This window comes from Nostoc sphaeroides, assembly GCF_003443655.1.
Lineage (GTDB): Bacteria > Cyanobacteriota > Cyanobacteriia > Cyanobacteriales > Nostocaceae > Nostoc > Nostoc sphaeroides.
Genome location: NZ_CP031941.1, coordinates 4560363 through 4581084, shown reverse-complemented (window position 1 = coordinate 4581084; position 20722 = coordinate 4560363). Strand labels below are relative to the sequence as shown.

At 42.8% G+C, this 20722-nt stretch carries 14 protein-coding genes and 1 pseudogene; 6 read left to right on the top strand and 9 right to left on the bottom strand.

Going from position 1 to position 20722, the window contains the following annotated elements:
* Position 1 precedes the first annotated feature (1 nt).
* Positions 2–241 (top strand): VWA domain-containing protein, encoded by a 240-nt coding sequence (locus tag D1367_RS20375; protein ID WP_118167986.1) that lies wholly within the window; start codon positions 2–4, stop codon positions 239–241.
* A 142-nt stretch (positions 242–383) separates the two neighbouring features.
* Here the strand turns inward: D1367_RS20375 and D1367_RS20370 are convergent, their stop codons facing one another.
* Complete coding sequence (locus D1367_RS20370; RefSeq protein ID WP_118167985.1) at positions 384–917, bottom strand: GNAT family N-acetyltransferase; 534 nt, start codon at positions 915–917, stop codon at positions 384–386.
* Between the two features lie 514 nt (positions 918–1431).
* On the opposite strand from D1367_RS20370, the gene D1367_RS20365 reads away from it, so the two are divergent.
* Positions 1432–3276, top strand: coding sequence for a tetratricopeptide repeat protein (locus D1367_RS20365; protein ID WP_118167984.1), 1845 nt, complete (start codon positions 1432–1434; stop codon positions 3274–3276).
* Positions 3277–3540: 264 nt separating this feature from the next.
* On the opposite strand, the gene D1367_RS20360 is transcribed toward D1367_RS20365, so the two are convergent.
* Positions 3541–6123, bottom strand: a complete 2583-nt coding sequence (locus D1367_RS20360) for a BsuBI/PstI family type II restriction endonuclease (protein WP_228674794.1) — start codon at positions 6121–6123, stop codon at positions 3541–3543.
* 302 nt (positions 6124–6425) lie between these two features.
* The gene (tftA, locus tag D1367_RS20355; protein ID WP_118167983.1) at positions 6426–7778 is read right to left on the bottom strand and encodes a hormogonium tapered terminus morphoprotein TftA; all 1353 of its coding nucleotides are present in this window, start codon (positions 7776–7778) and stop codon (positions 6426–6428) included.
* 362 nt (positions 7779–8140) lie between these two features.
* Here tftA and dnaG point away from each other — a divergent pair, with 362 nt between their 5' ends.
* Positions 8141–10096: a DNA primase gene (dnaG, locus tag D1367_RS20350; protein ID WP_118167982.1), complete on the top strand. Its 1956-nt coding sequence runs from the start codon at positions 8141–8143 to the stop codon at positions 10094–10096.
* 647 nt (positions 10097–10743) lie between these two features.
* Here dnaG and D1367_RS20345 read toward each other — a convergent pair.
* Together D1367_RS20345 and D1367_RS31840 are read right to left on the bottom strand one after the other, a co-directional pair.
* Complete coding sequence (locus D1367_RS20345) at positions 10744–12087, bottom strand: DEAD/DEAH box helicase (RefSeq protein ID WP_118167981.1); 1344 nt, start codon at positions 12085–12087, stop codon at positions 10744–10746.
* Positions 12074–12235 (bottom strand): hypothetical protein, encoded by a 162-nt coding sequence (locus D1367_RS31840; protein WP_220450965.1) that lies wholly within the window; start codon positions 12233–12235, stop codon positions 12074–12076. Before D1367_RS31840 ends, D1367_RS20345 begins: the two co-directional genes overlap by 14 nt.
* Before the next feature lie 142 nt (positions 12236–12377).
* Between D1367_RS31840 and infC the strand changes: the two genes are divergently transcribed.
* Positions 12378–12812: a translation initiation factor IF-3 gene (gene infC, locus D1367_RS20340; RefSeq protein WP_229473559.1), complete on the top strand. Its 435-nt coding sequence runs from the start codon at positions 12378–12380 to the stop codon at positions 12810–12812.
* Between the two features lie 448 nt (positions 12813–13260).
* Here infC and D1367_RS20335 read toward each other — a convergent pair whose 3' ends face one another.
* The 3 genes and pseudogenes from D1367_RS20335 to D1367_RS32325 form a co-directional block, all read right to left on the bottom strand.
* On the bottom strand, positions 13261–13473 hold the full coding sequence (locus D1367_RS20335) for a high light inducible protein (protein ID WP_118167980.1): 213 nt from the start codon (positions 13471–13473) through the stop codon (positions 13261–13263).
* A gap of 43 nt (positions 13474–13516) precedes the next feature.
* The gene (locus tag D1367_RS20330; protein ID WP_118167979.1) at positions 13517–13729 is read right to left on the bottom strand and encodes a high light inducible protein; all 213 of its coding nucleotides are present in this window, start codon (positions 13727–13729) and stop codon (positions 13517–13519) included.
* A 38-nt stretch (positions 13730–13767) separates the two neighbouring features.
* Positions 13768–13971 (bottom strand): annotated as a pseudogene (locus D1367_RS32325) (high light inducible protein).
* Between the two features lie 488 nt (positions 13972–14459).
* Between D1367_RS32325 and D1367_RS20320 the strand changes: the two are divergent.
* Positions 14460–17582, top strand: a complete 3123-nt coding sequence (locus D1367_RS20320; protein WP_118167978.1) for an MFS transporter — start codon at positions 14460–14462, stop codon at positions 17580–17582.
* Between the two features lie 1089 nt (positions 17583–18671).
* The gene (locus tag D1367_RS20315) at positions 18672–18944 is read left to right on the top strand and encodes a hypothetical protein (protein WP_118167977.1); all 273 of its coding nucleotides are present in this window, start codon (positions 18672–18674) and stop codon (positions 18942–18944) included.
* Positions 18945–19604: 660 nt separating this feature from the next.
* Here D1367_RS20315 and D1367_RS20310 read toward each other — a convergent pair.
* Entirely contained in the window at positions 19605–20435 is an 831-nt protein-coding gene (locus tag D1367_RS20310) for a dienelactone hydrolase family protein (RefSeq protein ID WP_118167976.1), read from the bottom strand.
* Between the last annotated feature and the right edge of the window lie 287 nt (positions 20436–20722).

The window sequence follows — 20722 nt, the reverse complement described above, 5'->3', positions numbered from 1 at the left end:
AATGTTTAGAGATATAAATATCAAAAGTAAAGGGATTTTAGGCTGGTTAGCTCAAGCAAAGACAAGTGATTTTACCTTCCTAGAACGACTGGACGAAATGAGCGATCGCTATGTTGATAACTGCGATGTTTTCAGTTTAGAAGATCCAGAAAATATAGCGGATAAAGAACTTTATGATTTACTGATGACTGAATATCCAAACTGGCTAAAATTAGCTAAAATTAAGAAGTTATTACCATAAAATTTATTTACTTTAAATAAATGTCTCTTTACGATCGCCTGAATTGAACCAAACCAAATCGCAAGCTCAAAGCCCCTATTTAGCAACCTATAGACTTGAGTAGACTTCCCAAAGTCTGTTGTCAGGGATGTCAATCAACAAATCACTCAAACCTTGCAATCCCACAGCTTGAAGTTGTGGGAGTGTCAATAATTTGGAGTCCCATTATTACTAAGTCGCGTTCAACGCTGTCAATTTCGGCAACTTTAGGTAAATGTCCCCAAGGTTGAAAACCAAATGTTTCAAAAAGTTTTAAACTGGGTTGATTGTGGGCAAAAATAAAGCATAGTAAGGTCTTTAAACCCAAAGTAGGACTTTCATTAATTGCTTGTGCTAATAGTTGCCGTCCCAAACCACATCGATGGAAGCCAGGGGCTATGTAAATACTAATTTCGGCAGTAGTATTATAGGCGGGTCGCCCATAAAAGGATTGGAAACTCAGCCATCCAGCAATTACTCCCTCTACTTCGATTACCCAAAGTGGGCGTCGTGAAGGCGATCGCGCCTTGAACCAAGGAAGGCGACTTTCTACAGATACTGGCTCTAAATCAGCAGTTGCCATGCGGCTAGGAATTGCAGCATTATAAATTGCCACAATTGCAGGTAAGTCAGTTTCAGTCGCATGGCGAATAGTCATTGGTAGCGTCTCGGAAAAAATCTTGAGAAAATATTCAAAAATAATACAGCGTTACGCAAGCCGAAACACACCCTTCTCTCTTAGAAGAAGTGGTATTGTAGGGGTGCGATCGCAATCCTCGTCAAAATCATCCACAAGGGTTAAGCTTGCAAAGTTTGTTTTATCCTAAATATGGCTCTCATTTTATAATTCACCTCTATAAATCAGCTTTTGTCTATGTTTTTGTATAAAATACTACTATGAGTATTTGGGTCTTGGGAACCAGGACTCCTGACAAGAGGAGGGAATGTAAGACCAAAAAAACTACGAAGTAATTGATGGCTATTCCCGATGAATTGGGAGAGCTACGTCCGTCTTACGGCGGGGTAGCTCACAGGTTGCTTATATGTCTTCGCTCCGCAGTTCGTGCAGGGAAAAGAACCTGCCCCCTGCCCCCAAGCCCTACAGGCGTTCAATCAACTCGGTCAAACTCAGACTAGAATTAGAATGGATGTGACGTTCTCTAGTAGCCAAAGTGCCAGACTCTTTGCCATTGCGCGATCGCTATCTTGCCTTAATCGATGAAATTGTCGAAACCACCCTCAAGGGCAAAATTAGCTCTGTGGAGATGGTGTATCAAATGCTGCTTAAAGGAATTACTTCCGGGACAGGGGAAGTCTTTGAGCTAGCTTTGAGCGATCGCTTGAATGCTCTCCAAAATCAAGTCGATAGTGAAAAAGACGAACTAAAAAAAGCCAAGGCTACTCGGAGTTTGAGAGCCATTAAAACCATTCAAAGTCAATGGCAACGTTGGCAAGAGCAAAACAAGTCCACAGAAGCGATCGCCTCCGCAGTTACAGAAATTACCTCAGCTCCTGCTGACGAGCGTCTAGCCGTATTTTTACGGATTACTGACCCCAATCAGAAGTATCCGCTAAATTTGCAACAGTTACAGGAATTATCAAAAGCATTGCAGCAATTTGCCCAGGCAGATGCTGATTTAGAACAATTTTCTGAAGGGATTACCCGTGGTTTAGCTTCTTGGCAGCGATTGCAAGACAACTTGCTCAGTTGGCTGTACGAGCAAAAAGAATCTCTGGGATTTGGTGGCGTACCGGGAGAACGTGGCCCTTGGGCAAGTTGGGCGAAACAACTCAATAGTGAGTTACCCCAAGAACTGCTTCGCACCTTGGCTAGGGAAGAATCGGCAATAGAGTTTGCCGAACGACAACGGGGTATCACCCTCAGAGATTGGGTGGAAATGGCATTGATTTTACAATTCTTGCAACGAGGACTAATTAACTGGTTTGACCAACAAGCTTACGATGTTAAAGCCGGGCCAAAGTTGTCCATTTCCACATTCTTGACCTTTGCAGTGATTTGGAGTCAGTTAGCAAGTGGTTTTGGGAGCATTGGTAAAGTATACAGCAATGCCTGTTCTCAAATCATGCTCCAGATATTGCGAACCTTTGCCCAGCGTCCATATTTTCCCTTTTACGGCGGGATTTTTGCCTCTTTTACTGGCAATTATTTGCGAGATGCCCTCGATTATTTGGATGAACCATTGCGACGAGGCGAGGGAACCCAAGAAAAAGCGCGGATTTTGACACTTTTAGGTTATTCCCAGCGTGCTTTGGGACAATACCAGCGCTCACTTGATTTTCATCATCAGGCGTTAGAGATAGCCAGAAATGCAGGCGATCGCGCCTGTGAAATTGCCAATCTCAACCACCTCAGCCGCACTTACGTGCAACAGCAAAATTATGCTGAGGCAATTAACTACAGTCAACGAGCATTAATACTAAGTCGGCAAGCAGGCGATAGAACAGGAGAAGCAAACGCGCTGGTAAATTTAGGTTACAGCGAAGTGATGCAAGCTCAAGAACTGGAAAACTTAGAACCAGAAACTTATGAAGCTGCAATTAACTATTTGGAACAAGGTTTAAAATTATCAGAAAAATTAGGTGATATTCAAAGTAAAGCCTTATGTGTCAGCAGTTTAGGAATTGCTTATCTAGTAATTGGAGAACACCAAACTGCAATTAAATATCTTGAAGATGGCTTTAAAACAGCGCAAGTTTCCGGCGATTTGTATCTTCAAGGGCGAAACTTAGCTTATTTAGCAGAAGCTTATTATCACTTACAAAATTCCGAAAAAACTGTTTACACAGGCTGCTTAGGAATGTATCTTTTGGAGCAAATTGCTTCTAATGAGTGGCGACAACCAGCAGGGTTACTGACAATTTTACAAGGGCAAATCGGGGCAGAAGCTTTCCAAAAGTTCTTACAGCAACATCGCCCGAAAATTATTGCGGTTATTGGTGTAGATGGGTACGATCACATTCCGCAATTATTAGAAGAATATAAACAAGATATGTAAAAAAGTATAGCGGTTCTCGTTTACGTGAGGTACACCCGTAGGGGCACGGCACTGCCGTGCCCTTACACCTCGCGATATAATGTTGTACCGCATCTGAATGGGAACCGCTATAATTTGATTCAGGTTTAACTGCTTCCAAGTGCCGTAGCTTTCGTGTTCAGCGACTTGAAGAGCAAAAGTAGTGAATTAAGCCCCCCTTTTGAAGGGGGGTTGGGGGATCTTCCGGGGCAAAATATCACTAACACCAAGCGTATTGCTGTCTACTCAGGAAGTTTGCTTCTTATCTGTTTGGTAAGCCTGCAATAGATATTCACCATTGAAATGAATCAAATGAGTTGCATCTTCAGCAACCCAAACATCGGTTTCCCAAGCAATTTCTGCCAGATATCCCACCATTGCTTTACGACTGAGAAATGTTGTTACCATCACCAGAGGTATTTGGGCACTTCTAAATAAAACTTCAAGTTCCTTCTTCCGTTTAGGATTAATTGGGCCGTGTGAGGTTACAGCTTCAATCAGTACCAACCAGTTATTTGTTGTGAAGTGAATAATCACATCTGGCATTTTGCCATGTGAATCGATGTTAACGCCCAAATCTGCCAATGCTGCTTCATCGAAGTGGGCGAACTTTTCATCTGTATCGCCAACATAGATTAGCTTTCCGCTAGGAGTAAAACGAGGGGCAAAATCATTAATAACTTTTTCAATTAAAATATTTTGACCACCTGGTGATAAATTTTTAATTTCTCGGTTAATCACTATTGGAATACGGGACATTTCGCGCTCTTGAGCATACTGCTTTTTCAGAGTTTCAACTGAAGCAAGGTAAGTGCAGATGCTCTTTTCCCAGTCGTTAGTGGCGTAAGTTTTTAATAGTTCTAACGCACTGTTTTCAATTTGATATACAGTTTTAGGACTGTTGATAGGGCGGCTTAAATCATCTGGATTAGCAACTATCAAAGCTGCATCTAGAAATTGATGCACTGTCTGGCGGCGAACTGTTTCCCGTGTGTTGGGCTTATAGGTTTTACCATAATGTTGAGCCATAAAGTTCATCATCGGCGTAATTCCCATCAAAGGGGAAGTGGCTAATTGCCAAGAGTCTGTCGGTTTTAAGTCAAGCAACGCCAAGAGAGTTAAAGCTGATCGTTCGTTAAGCTGCGATCGCAGAAAGCCCAATTGTGTCAAAATTTGCAGCGCTTCATCAATTCGAGACTTAGTTGCAATTGGATTATTCTCTGACAGATTGGACATACTCAGTAGCTGATTTTCTATAAGTTCATCAATTTCCTGCAAAGAAGGAAACTGATCTTTAAACTCCGTCCCTAAACATAATAGCTGTGACAAATTAGGGTACTTTAATTTTCGCAAATCTGTTGCATTGACCTGAGTATGCCCATTGAACAACCGAAAAAAAGCATCAACTAAGGTTGAATTGAGATAAACAGCAAGTCCACGAGCCAAGGTAAGGCTAAGTCCACGCCCATCTTTGTGAAAGTAATTCAAGTGATTTTCAAAGCCGACATAGGCATAATTAAATTGGTCGGCATCATAAACCACTGCAACAACACGCCTTTTCTCTTCTTTCGATGAGAATCTTTTGCACAGGACATAATGCTCATTTGGTATCAGAAGATTCGCTGTTTCTTCTATATAAACTATCCCTTGAGGTTTTTTCGTTATTTTTGGATACTCTACATATCCATTCGATAAATTCACCGGGTAAATCAAAGGAACAGTATTATTTTCTGGATTTGTCCTTAAGTACTCTTTTGCTCGGAAATCTACTACCCGTCCAGTTGAAACTGTTAATCCTAAATCTTTCAATGTACATGTAAAAATTGACATTCGCCGAACGATTTGCTGGCTAATATCATCTGGAATAATATGAATAAACTGCTCTAAATCATTAGGGTGAACTAACTGCGAATATGTTACAGAGTGTGACATTATCAAGTCATCATTAGCGCCACAGCTGCTATTGATAATTACGCTGTTAGACTTTTGCTTTTGTTTTGTAGCTTGGATAATGATAGTTTCTTGCAAAACATCATCATCATTAAATGCTTCTTGCCGCGACTCAAATAGATGCACTTGCTCTAAAGCCATCATCTCTAAAAACATCTTGCGAAAGTCACGGAAATACGGCCCATTGCAAAAACTGCGCGGGGTAATCGCTACAAACTCCCCACTTGGTTTTAAAAGTTGCGCTGTTGCAGCCATAAAACCAGTATAAAGATTGCTAGTTTCCAAACCGATGGAACGCAGCAACTCGCGCACCTTGGAATGAGCATTGATTTTTAAATAAGGCGGGTTGAGAATAGCATGGGTAAATTCTGTTGCGATTGCACTATTCAATAAACCAAGCTTTTGCAGCCTGACTGCATCTTCGATAAAATCAGTCTCACGAATTTCGTAATTGAAGGAAATACCTACATGTTGACATTCCTTCTCACATAGCTTTAGAGTCTGATGCAAATATCGAATTAGAAAAGGGTCAATTTCATAAGCTACAACGCGCAAACTTGATGTGGGTTTTTGATGCTGGCATACTTGTACCACAAAAGCCGCTAGTAATGAACCGATTCCTGCTCCAGCATCAAGCAAGGATATTTCAGGCAAATCAAGGCTATTAAACATCCCAGCCATCAATTGGGCTACTGAGGCGGGAGTGAGAAACTGACCCATCGACCCTTTTTTGTCTTGCCTTAGCTTTAAACTTACTACAGCCCGATAAAGATCGACTTCTGCAAGCAAGTTTCCACTTGATAGTTTTGCGAGGCTGGTAAACTCTAAACTACTGTTATCACTTGCTACTAACGCTCTACTGCTTGATGGGACGATCACGGTCTGTCTTCTTAATTGCGATCAAGTTTACAACAACTTTACGGCATCCTAATGTCTAAGACCGATCGCGTTGTGCAAAACCTCATATCATTTCGCTATGAGGATGCATTTAATATTTATTTTAGGACTTACGCAAAACTATACGGTGTAGGGGCAATTCATGAATTTCCCCTACCTGAAAGATAAGGGTTTTGTCTATTGTTTGCGTAAGTTCTGTATTTATTAAACGAACCGCAAAGGACGCAAAGGGCACAAAGGAAGAGAGGGATCAAGTAATTATTGCAAGTTTATTTACTCAATACTCAAAGAAGTCCTGCTGATTCATATAATCGTTTGAGCATTGCTGAAATTTTTGTACCATAATCTAAATCTGCTGACCAGCGCCCTGATAGCTGATCAATTAATGGTGCAATCCCGCGTGTGACAAAGCGAAATCTTGGATCTACTACTTCTTGTACCAAAGGTTCTAAACTAGCGTAAGCTTTCAAATGTTGGATGTGTGCCCTCACTCCAATTCTGGCACTTGGAAAAGACGCAGCCTCGGCACCACCACCGATCGCACCTAAGCCTGCAAAGTTATTTTGCTCAGGTCTAATATCGCCACCAAACCGTAAAAATCCAGTTTCTACACACATTTGGCAAAAGGCAATATCATAGTTAACTCCCTCTATCCCTGCTTCTTCCCGATAAATTTTTGGGATGTCAGGAAACTGTACTAAAGCATTTTCATTATTATTTCTGAGGAATAATTGTAACTGTACTTCAGAAGTATTACCGTTCGACATCACCCGCGAAAATTGACCAGGGCAAACCACCAAATTTGATCGCAAGCTAACAGTACGCGTTGCAGCATTCCAACTGACTGCAACATTAAAATCTCGCAGTTCAATCGCTTTGACGTAAACTACTTTGCGATAGGTAATCCGATTGACATTAGCCGCTTTTGAAAGGTCAATTCGCAGAAGGTCTACTAAATCAATGGGGATGTAAGCATTACCATTAACTAAAACTCCTTGCTCTGAATAATTTTGTCCATTAATATTAATATTAATTGGCGGATAATTTGCTGCGGTCGGAGTTCCAGGAGTGGGGTCAATTGCACGACTCCAAGTCACCAATCCATCGACAATTCCCAAAGCAAAATCGCGGCGACGACTTTGCAGCAAAGCCCGATCCTCTGGATTACTGAGAAACCCCACTTGCATCACCAAAGCTGGAAGCGTTGTCTGACGACAGAATGCTAAACTACCCAATCCACTATTTGTATCTGCCTTGACTCCCCGATTCGGCAATTGGGGTACGCGGCGCAACAACGCCACTAACAACTGTTCAGCATTACTCTTGCGATCGCTATTATTAGCAATATAGAAAACGCCAGCCCCACGCACAGAAGGGCTGTTAGCTGCGTCAGATTCAATCTCTAGGGCGACATCACCCCGGCGGCCACGGGAATTGATCCAGGTGATAGTTTGGGCGGCGCTTAAGTCATCAGGAACCGCCAAAATTTCCAAATTCCGCGCCCTCAGTTCTGTGACAATCAAATCCCGCAGCAGAATCATTTCTTTAGCTTCAGTTGTACCACCTGCGATCGCACCTGGATCTACCCCTCTAGCTTCTTTGCCTCCGTGAGCCGCCGAAATAAAAATACGCCCCATTTTAAGTAATTCCTCTGATAAAATTCAATGTAAAATTATATAGATCACTCTTGGTCTAGCAACAAGAATATAATAGCCATCAGAAGTCTTTTGTCATTTATCCTTTGGTATTTCTCCAAAGTTGATGGCGAGGAACTGGGGACTGGGGACTAGGGACTAGGGACTGGGTAATAGGTAATGGGTATTTCAATCCCCAATCCCTAATCCCATGCAAATCCCCCGCTTGCACCCAGATACAATTGAGGAACTGGGGACTAGGGACTAGGGACTGGGTAATAGGTAATGGGTATTTCAATCCCCAACACCCAATCTCTCATCCCTAATCCCCAATCCCCAATCCCCAGTCCCCAATCCCTAATCCCATGCAAATCCCCCGCTTGCACCCAGACACAATTGAGGAAGTTAAACTACGGGCTGATATTGTAGATGTCGTCTCGGAATACGTAGTTTTACGCAAACGTGGGAAAGATTTCGTCGGGTTGTGCCCCTTCCACGATGAAAAATCTCCCAGTTTCACCGTCAGCCAAACCAAGCAATTGTATTATTGCTTCGGTTGTCAAGCTGGAGGAAATGCCATTAAGTTTGTCATGGAGTTGGGGAAGCGTTCTTTTGCTGATGTGGTGCTGGATTTAGCACGGCGTTACCAAGTACCTGTGCAAACTCTCGAACCCGAACAACGCCAAGAATTACAGCGTCAGCTATCTTTGCGTGAACAGTTATATGAAGTTCTGGCAACATCCGCACAATTTTATCAACACGCCCTCAGACAATCTCAAGGGCAACAGGCACTTCAATATTTGCAATCTAACCGCCAATTCAAAGAAGAAACTATACAGCAATTTGGTTTAGGTTATGCCCCCGCAGGTTGGGAAACTCTCTATCGTTATCTAGTGGAAGATAAACATTACCCAGCGCAGATACTAGAAAAAGCGGGATTGATTAAGCCACGCTCTTCCGGGGGCGGTTATTATGATGTATTCCGCGATCGCTTGATGATTCCCATCCGTGATGTGCAAGGGCGTGTTATTGCCTTTGGTGGTAGAACCCTGACGGATGAGCAACCTAAATATCTGAATTCACCAGAAACCGAGCTTTTTAGTAAAGGTAAAACATTATTTGCCCTCGATCAAGCTAAAGGTGGGATTTCTCAAGTCGATCAAGCCGTGGTGGTAGAGGGATATTTTGATGCGATCGCTCTCCACGCTGTTGGTATTAATAACGCCGTCGCCTCACTCGGTACAGCTTTAAGTTTAGAACAAGTCCGGTTAATATTACGCTACACCGAATCGAAACAATTAGTACTCAACTTTGATGCTGATAAAGCCGGCACTAATGCTGCTGAAAGAGCGATCGGTGAAATTGCCGAATTAGCATACAAAGGCGAAGTTCAGTTAAAAGTTCTCAATTTACCCGATGGTAAAGATGCTGATGAATATTTGCATAGCCACACCCCAGAAGATTATGGAGAACTGCTAAAAAATGCGCCACTTTGGTTAGACTGGCAGATTCAGCAAATTATTCAAGATCGTGATTTGAGACAGGCTACTGATTTTCAGCAAGTAACTCAACAATTAGTCAAATTACTTAAAAATATAGCTAACAGCGATACACGCAACTATTACGTTTCTTACTGTGCAGAAATACTCAGCTTAGGAGATACCAGACTTATACCCCTACGAGTCGAAAATCTGCTAACTCAAATTGCTCCTCCTCCGGCTACATACTCTAAACCTGTGTCAGCCAGAAAAGCATGGGGAAGTAGCAAATCCCCACTCCCCACTCCCTACTCCCCACTCCCCACAGAACGCAGCCTTTTAGAACACGCAGAGGCTTTATTACTGCGAATTTACTTGCATTGTCCTGAACAACGTCAAGCGATTATTGACGAACTAGAGGAGCGAGATTTGCAATTTAGTCTTTCCCACCACCGATTTTTATGGCAACAGATATTAGAAATTTCATCCGTTGATGGAGAAACAAAAAATTTTGCGTCTCAACCAGATTTAATTTCCCGCCTGCAAGACCAGTTTTTAGAATTTGGTAGCGAGATGGGGTTAATTTCCCATTTGTTTCATATCGATGAAAAAAACCAGAAAGAAATACTTCGGACTCCGCAGGTAGTTCAAGCTGCGATCGCTTGCATGGATTTAGTGATGCTTGAAAAACGCTATCGCCACTTTTTGGAATTATGGCAACAAACCGATCCAGAAACTGAACCAGAGCGATATCAATCGTATTATCAGGCTTTCTACGCTGAAAAAATCAAGCTTCAGAAAATAGACCGACAACGGTTATTTTCCATCACCGAGTTGTTATAGTCTAACTCTTTATTAGACCTGAATACATTATCAGTTAAGCATTTCTTTCAACTCTTGGAGACGCTGCGCGAATGCGCTTATACCATTTTTTTGTGAGGCTATACTAAACTCTTTTAACTTCTTTCTTTCTTTCTTTCTTTCTTTCTTTCTTTCTTTCTTTGTGTCCTTTGCGGTTCGTTTTTCTTTCTTGTACTTAAATATCAATACAGTTCAGTTAAGGATTTGTGGTACTGATTTTAAACCTGTAGAGACGCGAAATTTCGCGTCTTTACCAAGGTTTTTGGGCTTAACTGAACGGTATTGACTTAAATATAGTTTAGCGCTCGTTTAACTTCCTAATACCAATTCAATTAATGATTGCAACACATCCTTGGGTAAAGACGCGATGAATCGCGTCTCTACAAATGGTCTATTTGTCGCATTATTTTTTCCAATTGGTATAACTTTTCAAATCCCTCTAAATCCCCCTTAAAAAGGAGAACTTTAAGATTTTCTGCCCCCCTTAAAAAGAGGGGTTGGGGGGATCAAAAGCCTCTCGTGCAACGTTAAAAGACTTGCATGTACACCCTAACCTTGTAGGGCAGAGAAATGGAAGTGAGGTTTTCCAGAACCCGTGAAAAATCAACTTATTGAACAGCTAACAAAGATTAGCGATCGCGTTTAGCAGAACGGCGCGATGCCGACGAACGCGCACCAGGCTTATCGCCATTCGTGGCAGGTGGCGCTGCCTTCCGTTTAGCCGATGTCTGTGGTAAAGGTTTAGGAGTACGAGCCGGACGCTGATCACGTTCGGGTTTGGCTCTGTGTTGCCGTCCATTTGGCATTGGTTCGGCATTGCTATCGGGGTTAGGTGCAAAACCAGCCACTACTTCCCTTGGCAAGCGCTGCTCGATCAGTTTTTCAATATCTTTCAATAGAGGGTATTCATCAACGGACACCAGCGATACAGCTTCACCTGACGCGCCAGCGCGGCCAGTACGCCCTATGCGATGAACATAATCCTCCGGTACATTGGGTAGGTCGAAGTTAACTACATGAGGCAGTTCGCTGATATCAAGACCCCTAGCAGCAATATCTGTCGCCACCAATACCTGTAAGCTACCATTCTTGAACTTTGCCAGAGCATTGGTACGCACCGGCTGGCTCTTATTCCCGTGGATTGCCAGTGCTTGAATGCGGTCTTCGCCCAACTGCTTAACCAAACGGTCAGCACCGTACTTAGTGCGGGTGAACACTAGAACTTGATACCAATTATCTCGGCGAATCAGGTGAGCAAGTAATTGACGTTTCTTGTCACGGTCTACTTGATAAACTTTCTGTGCGATCGTCTCGGCGGTAACGTTGCGGCGTGCTACCTCAATCATCGTCGGGTTATTCAGCAGTCCGGCGGCGAGTGTCTTAATTTTATCCGAGAAAGTAGCGAAGAATAGCAAATTTTGTCGCTTTTTGGGCAATAGTGAGAGGATGCGGCGGATGTCATGAATAAAGCCCATGTCCAGCATCCGATCTGCTTCATCTAGCACCAAAACCTCAATATGCGACAGGTTCAGCGTCCCTTGCTGTACATGGTCTAACAGTCGCCCTGGAGTAGCGACTAGAATATCCACTCGGTTCTTCAAACGCTGTTTTTGCAGATTAATACCGACTCCGCCGAACATCACCATCGAGTTTAGCTGCAAGTACTTGCCGTACTCGCGCACGCTTTCTTCAACCTGTGCGGCGAGTTCACGAGTCGGGGTAAGAATCAGCGCCCTGATCGGCGGGTATCCCTTATATGTACCTTTGATGCTTTTGTCAGACGACAACCGATGCAGAAGCGGTAGGGTAAAACTAGCGGTCTTTCCAGTACCAGTTTGTGCCCCAGCTAGCAAATCGCTACCAGACAAGACGGCAGGAATCGCCTGCATCTGAATTGGCGTAGGTTCAGTGTACCCGCGTTCGGTAACCGCACGGATAATTTCATTGGACAAGCCGAGATTAGAAAAAGACATAAAACTCCAAAAATAACATCGGCCTGTCGCCAATGGCGGCGTCAGTCTTAGGCGGACGGATAAAAAAGCGTTGAAAGGCTGATGGGCAATAGCGCAAAGACTGAAGAGCGAGTGCCGCAATTCCACATTTTAACAGATTGTAGTCCATTGTGTGGTTAAAGTTGCTCTGATTGAGTGTTGTGTTAAATTAGCATTACTTGGAATGTAAAATGTTGAACAATTAGGAGAAATTCGTTATCGCAATCCAAAAGCAACTGATTAATTCACAAATCAAGTCACCTAGTGTCTTCTTGATTGACCATGAGAATAACAATCGTGGTCTGATCGACACCAATGAGGCGCTACAGCTAGCCGAGAGCTTAGAGCTTGACTTAGTTGTAGTCTCCCAAGGTAAAGAGGCTCCAATCGCCAAGATTCTCAACTATGGCAAGCTTCAATATCAAAAGAAAAAACGTCAGAGCCAGAGTGCTAGACCCACGGTAAAGGAAGTTCGATTTGGTCTAAACGTGGGCGTAGCTGATTACAATTTACGCATCCAACAAGCAGGTGAGTGGTTGAGTAAAGGCGATTCAGTCAAGTTTGCCATCCGTTTACGAGGCCGAGAACATCAATATCGTGACAAAGCAGGAGAACTGCTAGACCGAATTGCAAATGATCTCAGTCAAGTAGGTAAAATCCAATCGCTGGATAAACGCGCACTAGTTGTTCAAGTTATTCCTGCTTAGTTAATCTTGCGATCGCTAGAGGATATATTTGTAACAGCTTGTAAATGAAAAAACCCAGAGGCTACACTGTCGCTTCTAGGGAAAAAACATTGAGAATTATCCCCACTGAAGATAGCAAGGGGATTTTTCGCTGTCCAATAGTGGACATGAGCTTGTTCTAAGCATATAGAACAATACAGTTCAGTTAAGGATTTGTGGTACTGATTTTAAACCTGTAGAGACGCGAAATTTCGCGTCTTTACCAAGGTTTTTGGGCTTAACTGAACGGTATTGGCATATAGAATAGTAGACAACCCTGTACAATAAGGTAAAACTTTGTACAGGGTTTTGTTTGATGTATAAACCGCATAAAATGCTCAGGAGATAAATCCCCGACTTTTGGTGAGAAGCCGGGTTTCTGAGTATTGTCTTTATTTATACCCAATCAATTATCAATCCTGAGCTATTGCTAATATCCAATTAGGTGTAGTACGTCCCTTAAGACGCTATAACCAGACAAATCCCAAAGTAAATATGCAAGGAATCCAATTGCTGCCAAGCGACCATTCCAAATTTCGGCTTGAGGTGTCCAGCCAAACAGAAATTCATTGCGATCGCGCCCATTGTATTCTGCTGCAACAGGTGGTAAATCTGTAGATGGACGAGTTCCTTGAGTTGCCATTTTTTTTCTCCAATATTTACTAACTTTTCAGGTGTTTAATGTTCTAGTAGCCAACTATGCGTAAAACGTCACGAACAACGCTATAGCCTGCTAAATCCCAAAGTAAATAGGCTAGAAAACCAATTGCTGCAAAGCGACCATTCCAAATTTCGGCTTGGGGAGTCCAGCCAAACAGAAATTCATTGCGATCGCGCCCATTGTATTCTGCTGCAACAGGTGGTAAATCTGTAGATGGACGAGTTTCTTGAGTTGCCATTTTTTTCTCCGATATCAATGTTTCAAATGTTTAATGTTCTAATAGCCAACTAAGCGCAAAACGTCACGAGCAACGCTATAGCCAGCTAAATCCCAAAATAAATAGGCAAAAAAGCCAATCATTGCAAAATGACCGTTCCGAATTTCGGCTTGAGGAGTCTAGCCAAACAGAATTTAATTGCGATATTTGCCATTCCATTCTGTTGTAATTAGTGGCAAATCTCTGGAATAACGAGTTGCCATTTTTTTCTCCTCAACGATTCATTTGTTAACTTTAATGTAGCTGTTTATAACTAGACTTATTTCTGTCTATGGGTACAAACCGTAGGCACTTCTTCTGGACGATTATCAGAAACGTATTTTTTTAGACAAATCCACCTTGAGAGGGTGACTAAAAACAAATATGTAAATAAATGTAAAGACGTTATAAAAAACTATAATTCAAAAAGAATCAATCGCTACAAATAAGCAATTCAAAAGTAAAAATTAGCTATACATAATTAAGATTAGGTAGTAATTTGATTAAGATTCTCATCGAAGGATAATAAAAGTTATATCTTTCGTTGGATAGACTTTTCAATCTTTAGAGAGATGCTTTAAACAGCCAAATTCCAGCATTCTGAGCTAATGAGTTAGGTATTGCCATAGGTACAAACATACATAAATACTAAGAGTTGCTTCTCAAGAAAATCTTAATTCCCCAAATTTAAACCTTAGAAGAAGGAAATACAATGTTCCAAAGTACGGAAATCATGCTGGGATACAAACCACTATGGTGGTTGGCACAGGTTCCAGTAGAATCTTCAAACGTTACGCCAGCACAGGCATCGGCTCTCATTTCCGGGCCGCACTTTTTTGTGGCTTTAATCTCCGGCGTGATTTTAGCCTTTGCTTTCCAATTAGTTCTAACTAATCTCTCCCTTGCAGCCGGTATTTCCTACCTGGGGCACTCATCTGACTCGGATTCAGATAGTGGGGAAGCGGAAAGTTTGGGCGGTAACATTCGCAAAATTGGCACCGCAGTAGGACTTTGGACATTAGTCACTGTGACGGTCGCCTTATTTATCGCTTGTTTTCTGGCAGTGAAATTGAGCCAGGAAATCTTTAGCCCAGGATTGGGAGCGATTCTCGGTTTGGTGATTTGGGGTGCTTACTTTTTACTCCTCGTCTGGGTAAGTTCCACTACCGTAGGTTCCTTAATTGGTTCAGTCGTCAATACGGCAACTTCCGGTTTTCAGGCGATTATGGGCACAGCTACCGCCGCACTGGGTGCTAAAGCTATCAATAACCAAGTTGTAGCAACAGCTGAAGCCGCCGCCGCCGCCGTCCGCCGGGAACTAGGAAGCGCCATCGACCCTGGAAGTATCCGGGAGAATATAGAAGATTACTTAGACAAGCTGCGTCCTCCAGAGCTAGATTTGTCAAAGATTCGCAGTGACTTTGAAAATTTACTCAACGATCCGCAACTAAAAGCGATCGCAGGGACTCCAGATATTCGCAACATCGACCGCCAGAAGTTTATCGAGTTAGTCAGCAGTCGCACTGACCTTTCCAAAAAAGATGTTACTCGCATTGCTGATACCTTGTATAAAGTTTGGCAGCAAGTCGTGGGTCAGCAATCACCCACCGAAGACCGCCTGGGTGAGTTAATGGATTATCTGAAATCACTTCCAGCAGGACAAAACAAAACCGATGAACTCAACGCCAAGCTGGATCGGTTATTAGCCGAACAGGGTGGTTCCAAAGAAGCTGACCAAAACCAAAAGGCAGCCCCTAGCGCAACGCAAAGTACAATCCAGCAAGCACTATCCGCCTTAACCGCCACTGTGCTGGGACGGGCAGATTTGCCTGATTTGGATGTGGAAAAAATCTTGCGTAGTCTCACCACGGCCAAAGAGAAAGTAACTCAACAAGCAGATAAGCTAGGTTTGCCAACACCATCACAACCCTATAGCCCAATTCGGGCTGATGTCGAAAACTACCTGCACAATACTTATGCTTGGCAACTGAGTCAGGAAAAAATCGCCCAGGAATTTCGTGATGTCCTCTACGACCCAGCTGCTGATCCTGGAATAGTCCGTAGGGAACTAGAACGACTATCGCGTAACGATTTCGTCAATATCTTGCAACAACGCGGACTCCTTACCCAAGCCCAAATCCAGCGCATTGCAGATCAGTTAGAAACTGTCCGCAAAGATGTGCTAGTGATAGTCACAGGTATTGAAGAAAGAGAGATAGTCCAAGACTTGCAACGGGCAGTGGAAAGTTATCTGCTGGTTACTCCGAAAGCAGATTTGACTTCCGAAGGCATTGAGCAGAATTTCAAACCACTGGTGCAAGACCCAGATGCAGATTATGAAACTCTGACATTGCGACTAGCCCACCTAGATCGTCAGGAAATGCGGGCGATATTGCTGCAACGGAATGATGTCCAGCTATATGAAGTAGATAGCATTCTCGATGAGTTGGAAAAACAACGCGATCGCATCTTGGTAGAATCCAAAGGGCTAGCAGAACAGGCGCAATATCAAGCAGAAACCCTGTGGCTGAATGTAGAATCATATCTGCGTAATACTGGGAAATCAGAACTGAATCCTGATGCTATCCGCGCGGAGTTCAAAAAGTTACTGGAAGATCCCCAAGCTGGAATTAGCTCAATTCGGGCGCGGTTGTCTCGCTTTGACCGCGATACCTTGGTGCAATTGTTGAGTCAGCGCGAAGATTTGAGTGAAGATCAAGTTAATCAAATCATCAATGCTGCTGAGGAGTCGTGGCATAACATTCGCCACACACCTCAAGCTGTAGTGGATAAAGCCAAAGAGCAATACGACTCTGTTACTACCACGATCGCAGATTATCTGCGAAATACTGGTAAACAAGAATTGAACCCAGAAGGTATCGGGCGAGATTTGACCAGATTGTTTGAAAATCCCAAAGAGGGAGCCGTAGCACTGCGCCATCGCTTGTCGCAGGTAGACCGGGATACACTGGTGAAGTTACTCAGTCAACGTAAAGACTTGAGTGAAGAACAAGTCAATGAAATCATTGATTCCACCCAAACTTCGATTCGCAACTTTGTGCGTGCGCCTCGTCGTTTAGCTACCCGCACACAGCAAAGAGCGGCAACATTCAAAGCTTATCTGGAAGAGTATCTGCGCCAAACTGGTAAAGAAGAACTGAATCCTGAAGGTATCAAACGCGACTTACAACTACTGTTGCACGATCCGCGAGTTGGGGTAGAAACTTTTAGCGATCGCCTTTCCCATTTTGACCGTTCTACCATCATCGCCCTGCTGAAAATTCGGGAAGATATTTCCGATGAAGAAGCGGCGCGGATTGCCGATAATATTGTATCCGTAAGAGATCAATTTGTAGAACAAGTGCGGAATATCCAACGAGGCATTCAAGATGCAATTGATGGGGTTTTTGCCCGCATCCGTAACTATCTCAACTCCTTGGATCGCCCAGAACTGAATTATGATAGTATCAAGGGCGATGTTCGCACATTTTTTGACGATCCCCAGGCGGGGTTTGATGCCCTGCGCGATCGCCTATCTTCTTTTGACCGTGATACCCTAGTGGCAATCATGAGTTCTCGTGAGGACATCTCTGAGGAAGATGCCAACCGGATCATTGATCAAATTGAACGGGCCCGCAACACAGTATTGCAACGTGCAGAACGCATACAGCATGAAGCCCAACGCCGCCTAGAACAGGTGAAAAATCAAGCACAACGGCAAGCGCAAGAAACCCGCAAAGCCGCAGCTTCAGCAGCATGGTGGCTGTTTGCTACAGCATCCGTCTCCGCGGTTTTCTCTGCATTAGGAGGAGTAATCGCTGTAGTTACGCAGTAGTTTAACAAGTTTAAGTTTCTCCGCTAAATTTAAAGCCTCCTGTTATGGGAGGCTTTTTTCTGTTTGGGATGTCATATTATGTCTGCTTGATTGTTTATAGCGCAATACAGTTCAGTTAAGGATTTGTGGTACTGATTTTAAACCTGTAGAGACGCGAAATTTCGCGTCTTTACCAAGATTTTTGGGCTTAACTGAACGGTATTGGTTTATAGCGGTTCCCATTCAGATGCGGTACAATATTATATCGCGGGGTGTAGGGGCACGGCAGTGCCCATAGGTGTCAAAACAATTCAAAATTCAAAATTATCAATTTCATTATTACAATCAGTGGGGGCTTGAAACCCGCCACTGATTGTAGACCACTGATTCTTTGAATCAGTGGGGGCTTGAACAAGCGAATTAATTAATTCAAAATTATTCTTCTTACTCATTTTGAATTTTGAATTCAAAAAATGGTCAACTTAGGCTCAAAGCTAGCTTAACTGTTAGCTGACTCGCCCGCCTCGAACTGAAGTTCAAGGCTCATAGCTCAAGTCTACTGAAGTAGACTAAAGATTATTAGGTATATTTTAGTCATCTTTAGATGACTTGAGCTATTAGCAAGGAACTTCAGTTCCTTGCGGGACATGACTTATACCTTAAGTTGACACCAATGGGCACTGCCGTGCCCTCACTTAAACAAGAAGTGCTATATTAAACCAATACCTTTGGGTTAAGGGTTATTGGTGTAGATAATTGGGCTTTCAAGACGCGATAAATCGCTAGGTTTTGTTGCTAATTCTGAACTGTATTGGCTTATTAAACCCGAAGAACCTGGATATAGGATGATACCAATTTTGACATATACAAACCTGTAAATCCAGATTAAAGAAGGCTTGTGGAATTTGTAATTGGTATAACTATGCCTTTAAATATAGTCATATATGAATATCTATTACCGCTCTAATCTCAGCAATTAGATGGGTGAAAATAGATTTTATTTAATGCTTTAATATTATTAAATAACTTGCAATAAAATTTCAGCCTATTCTCGATCGTTTCGGAGTTTTTGCAAGTTAATAATTTTTACCTAGATGGCAATTTCAAATCATGGAAAATACATTAGTTGATAAAACCTTCCGTGACAGCAATGGCGATATTGTTATAGCTCAAATGCCAAACCCACCACTGATTCTTTGGATAGGAGCTAGTTTACTAACTCTAATTTTTCCAAGTGGTAACATCAATACAGTGCTAGACGTTTTGGCAACTGGCTCATTGTTTACTTGGGGGTGGCTGGAACTATTTCAAGGCGTTAATTATTTTCGCAGAGGGCTAGGTCTTGCCGCATTGATTGGTCTTATCGCATCAAAAATTTTGTGATGACAAGGAAGCGATCAATAATATTAATCAAATGGGAGTTATAGCGGTTCCCACTCAGATGCGGTACAAGATTACATTCCAAGGTGTAGGGGCACGGCACTGCCCATTGGTGTCAACTTAGGCTCAAAGCTAGCTTAACTGTTAGCTGACTCGCCCGCCTCGAACTAAAGTTCAAGGCTCATAGCTAAAGTCTACTAAAGTAGACTAAAGATTTTTAGGAATATTTAGTCTACTTCAGTAGACTTTAGCTAAAAGCCAAGGAACTTCAGTTCCTTGCGGGACATGGCTTTTATGTAAAGTTTACACGTAGGGGCACGGCACTGCCCCTACGGGTGTAACTCACGTAAACGAGAACCGCTATATTGAACTCCCGTTTCTGTTCAAAGTCCAAAATGTGAATAAAGTTATGAAGGTGACGATCGCACTCAACGAGGAGCGCTGCTTTCTATCTCAGATATGGTAGATTTTTGGCGATGTCTTGACGACAAGCCGCTTCTCTACGAGAGGCTACGCTAACGCGTCTACGCACGATCAATGTACTTCATCAAATAAATCTCCTAACTTTTCTGAAGATAAAGTAAAAACCGCTATCTACACAGGTTGTAGTGGCAACTCAGAAGTCTGGCATTTTTGAAAGTCACAGTTCGTAAACCGATACCGTTAAACACCATTTTGCTTAAACCACGCCAAAAGACGTTTCCAACCGTCCTTAGCATCTTTCTCGCGGTAGGAGGGGCGATAATCGGCAAAAAAAGCGTGGGGTGCATCGGGATAGACAATGATTTCAGATTTGCTGCTGCTAGACTTTAAGCGATCGCGCATCTGTTCTACTGTATCAAGAGTAATACCTGTATCTTTCCCACCGTAGAGTCCGAGAACGGGGACTGTCAGGGACGATGCAATATCGACGGGATACTTGGGTTGAAGTTCGGTAGCATCGCCCACAAGTCGCCCATACCATGCCACACCAGCCTTCACCTTGGGATTGTGTGCGGCATATAACCAGGTAATACGGCCACCCCAGCAGAAGCCTGTAATCCCCAATTTACCGGCATTACCTTTAGCTGATTTCACAGCCCAGTTTACAGTCGCATCAAGATCGGATAACACTTGGGCATCTGGTACTTTGGCGACAATTGGGCGAATTTCGTTTATGTTGCTTAATTTAGTGACATCGCCTTGACGGATAAATAATTCGGGTGCGATCGCTAAATACCCCAAGTTGGCAAAGCGACGGGTGATATCCTGAATATGCTCGTGTACTCCAAAGATTTCTTGAATTACCAGAACAATTGGGAAATTTTCACCAGTGGCTGGTGCTGCTCTATAGGCAGGAATTTCGCCATCTTTAACAGGAATTTTCACCGCACCAGCTACCAACCCCTTGGCATCGGTGGTGATAACTTCGGCAGAAATGGGTTGTACTGCGAGGGCAAAACCCGTCGCCACGGTGGCTGTTGCGATAAATTTGCGACGTGTTATTTCTTTCATCATCTCTACTTTACAATTGGCGAAAACTTTATTATTGCTTATCCGTACAGTACTACAATGTAAATACTACGGTTTAGCAATCAGTTTATCGTGATATTGGCTTTGTTTGCTACCTCAGTTTTCGCCTGTATAGAAATAGCGATCGCTATATAAAAAGTAACTCTTCATAGGATCTCAAACGCTACAATCATACAATTTTAGATTTGAGATTGACAAACTTTAAGTTAAATTGTATTTTTTATATGTAAATTTAAAATAGCAAAATCAAAATTTTGTATTCTCTTCAA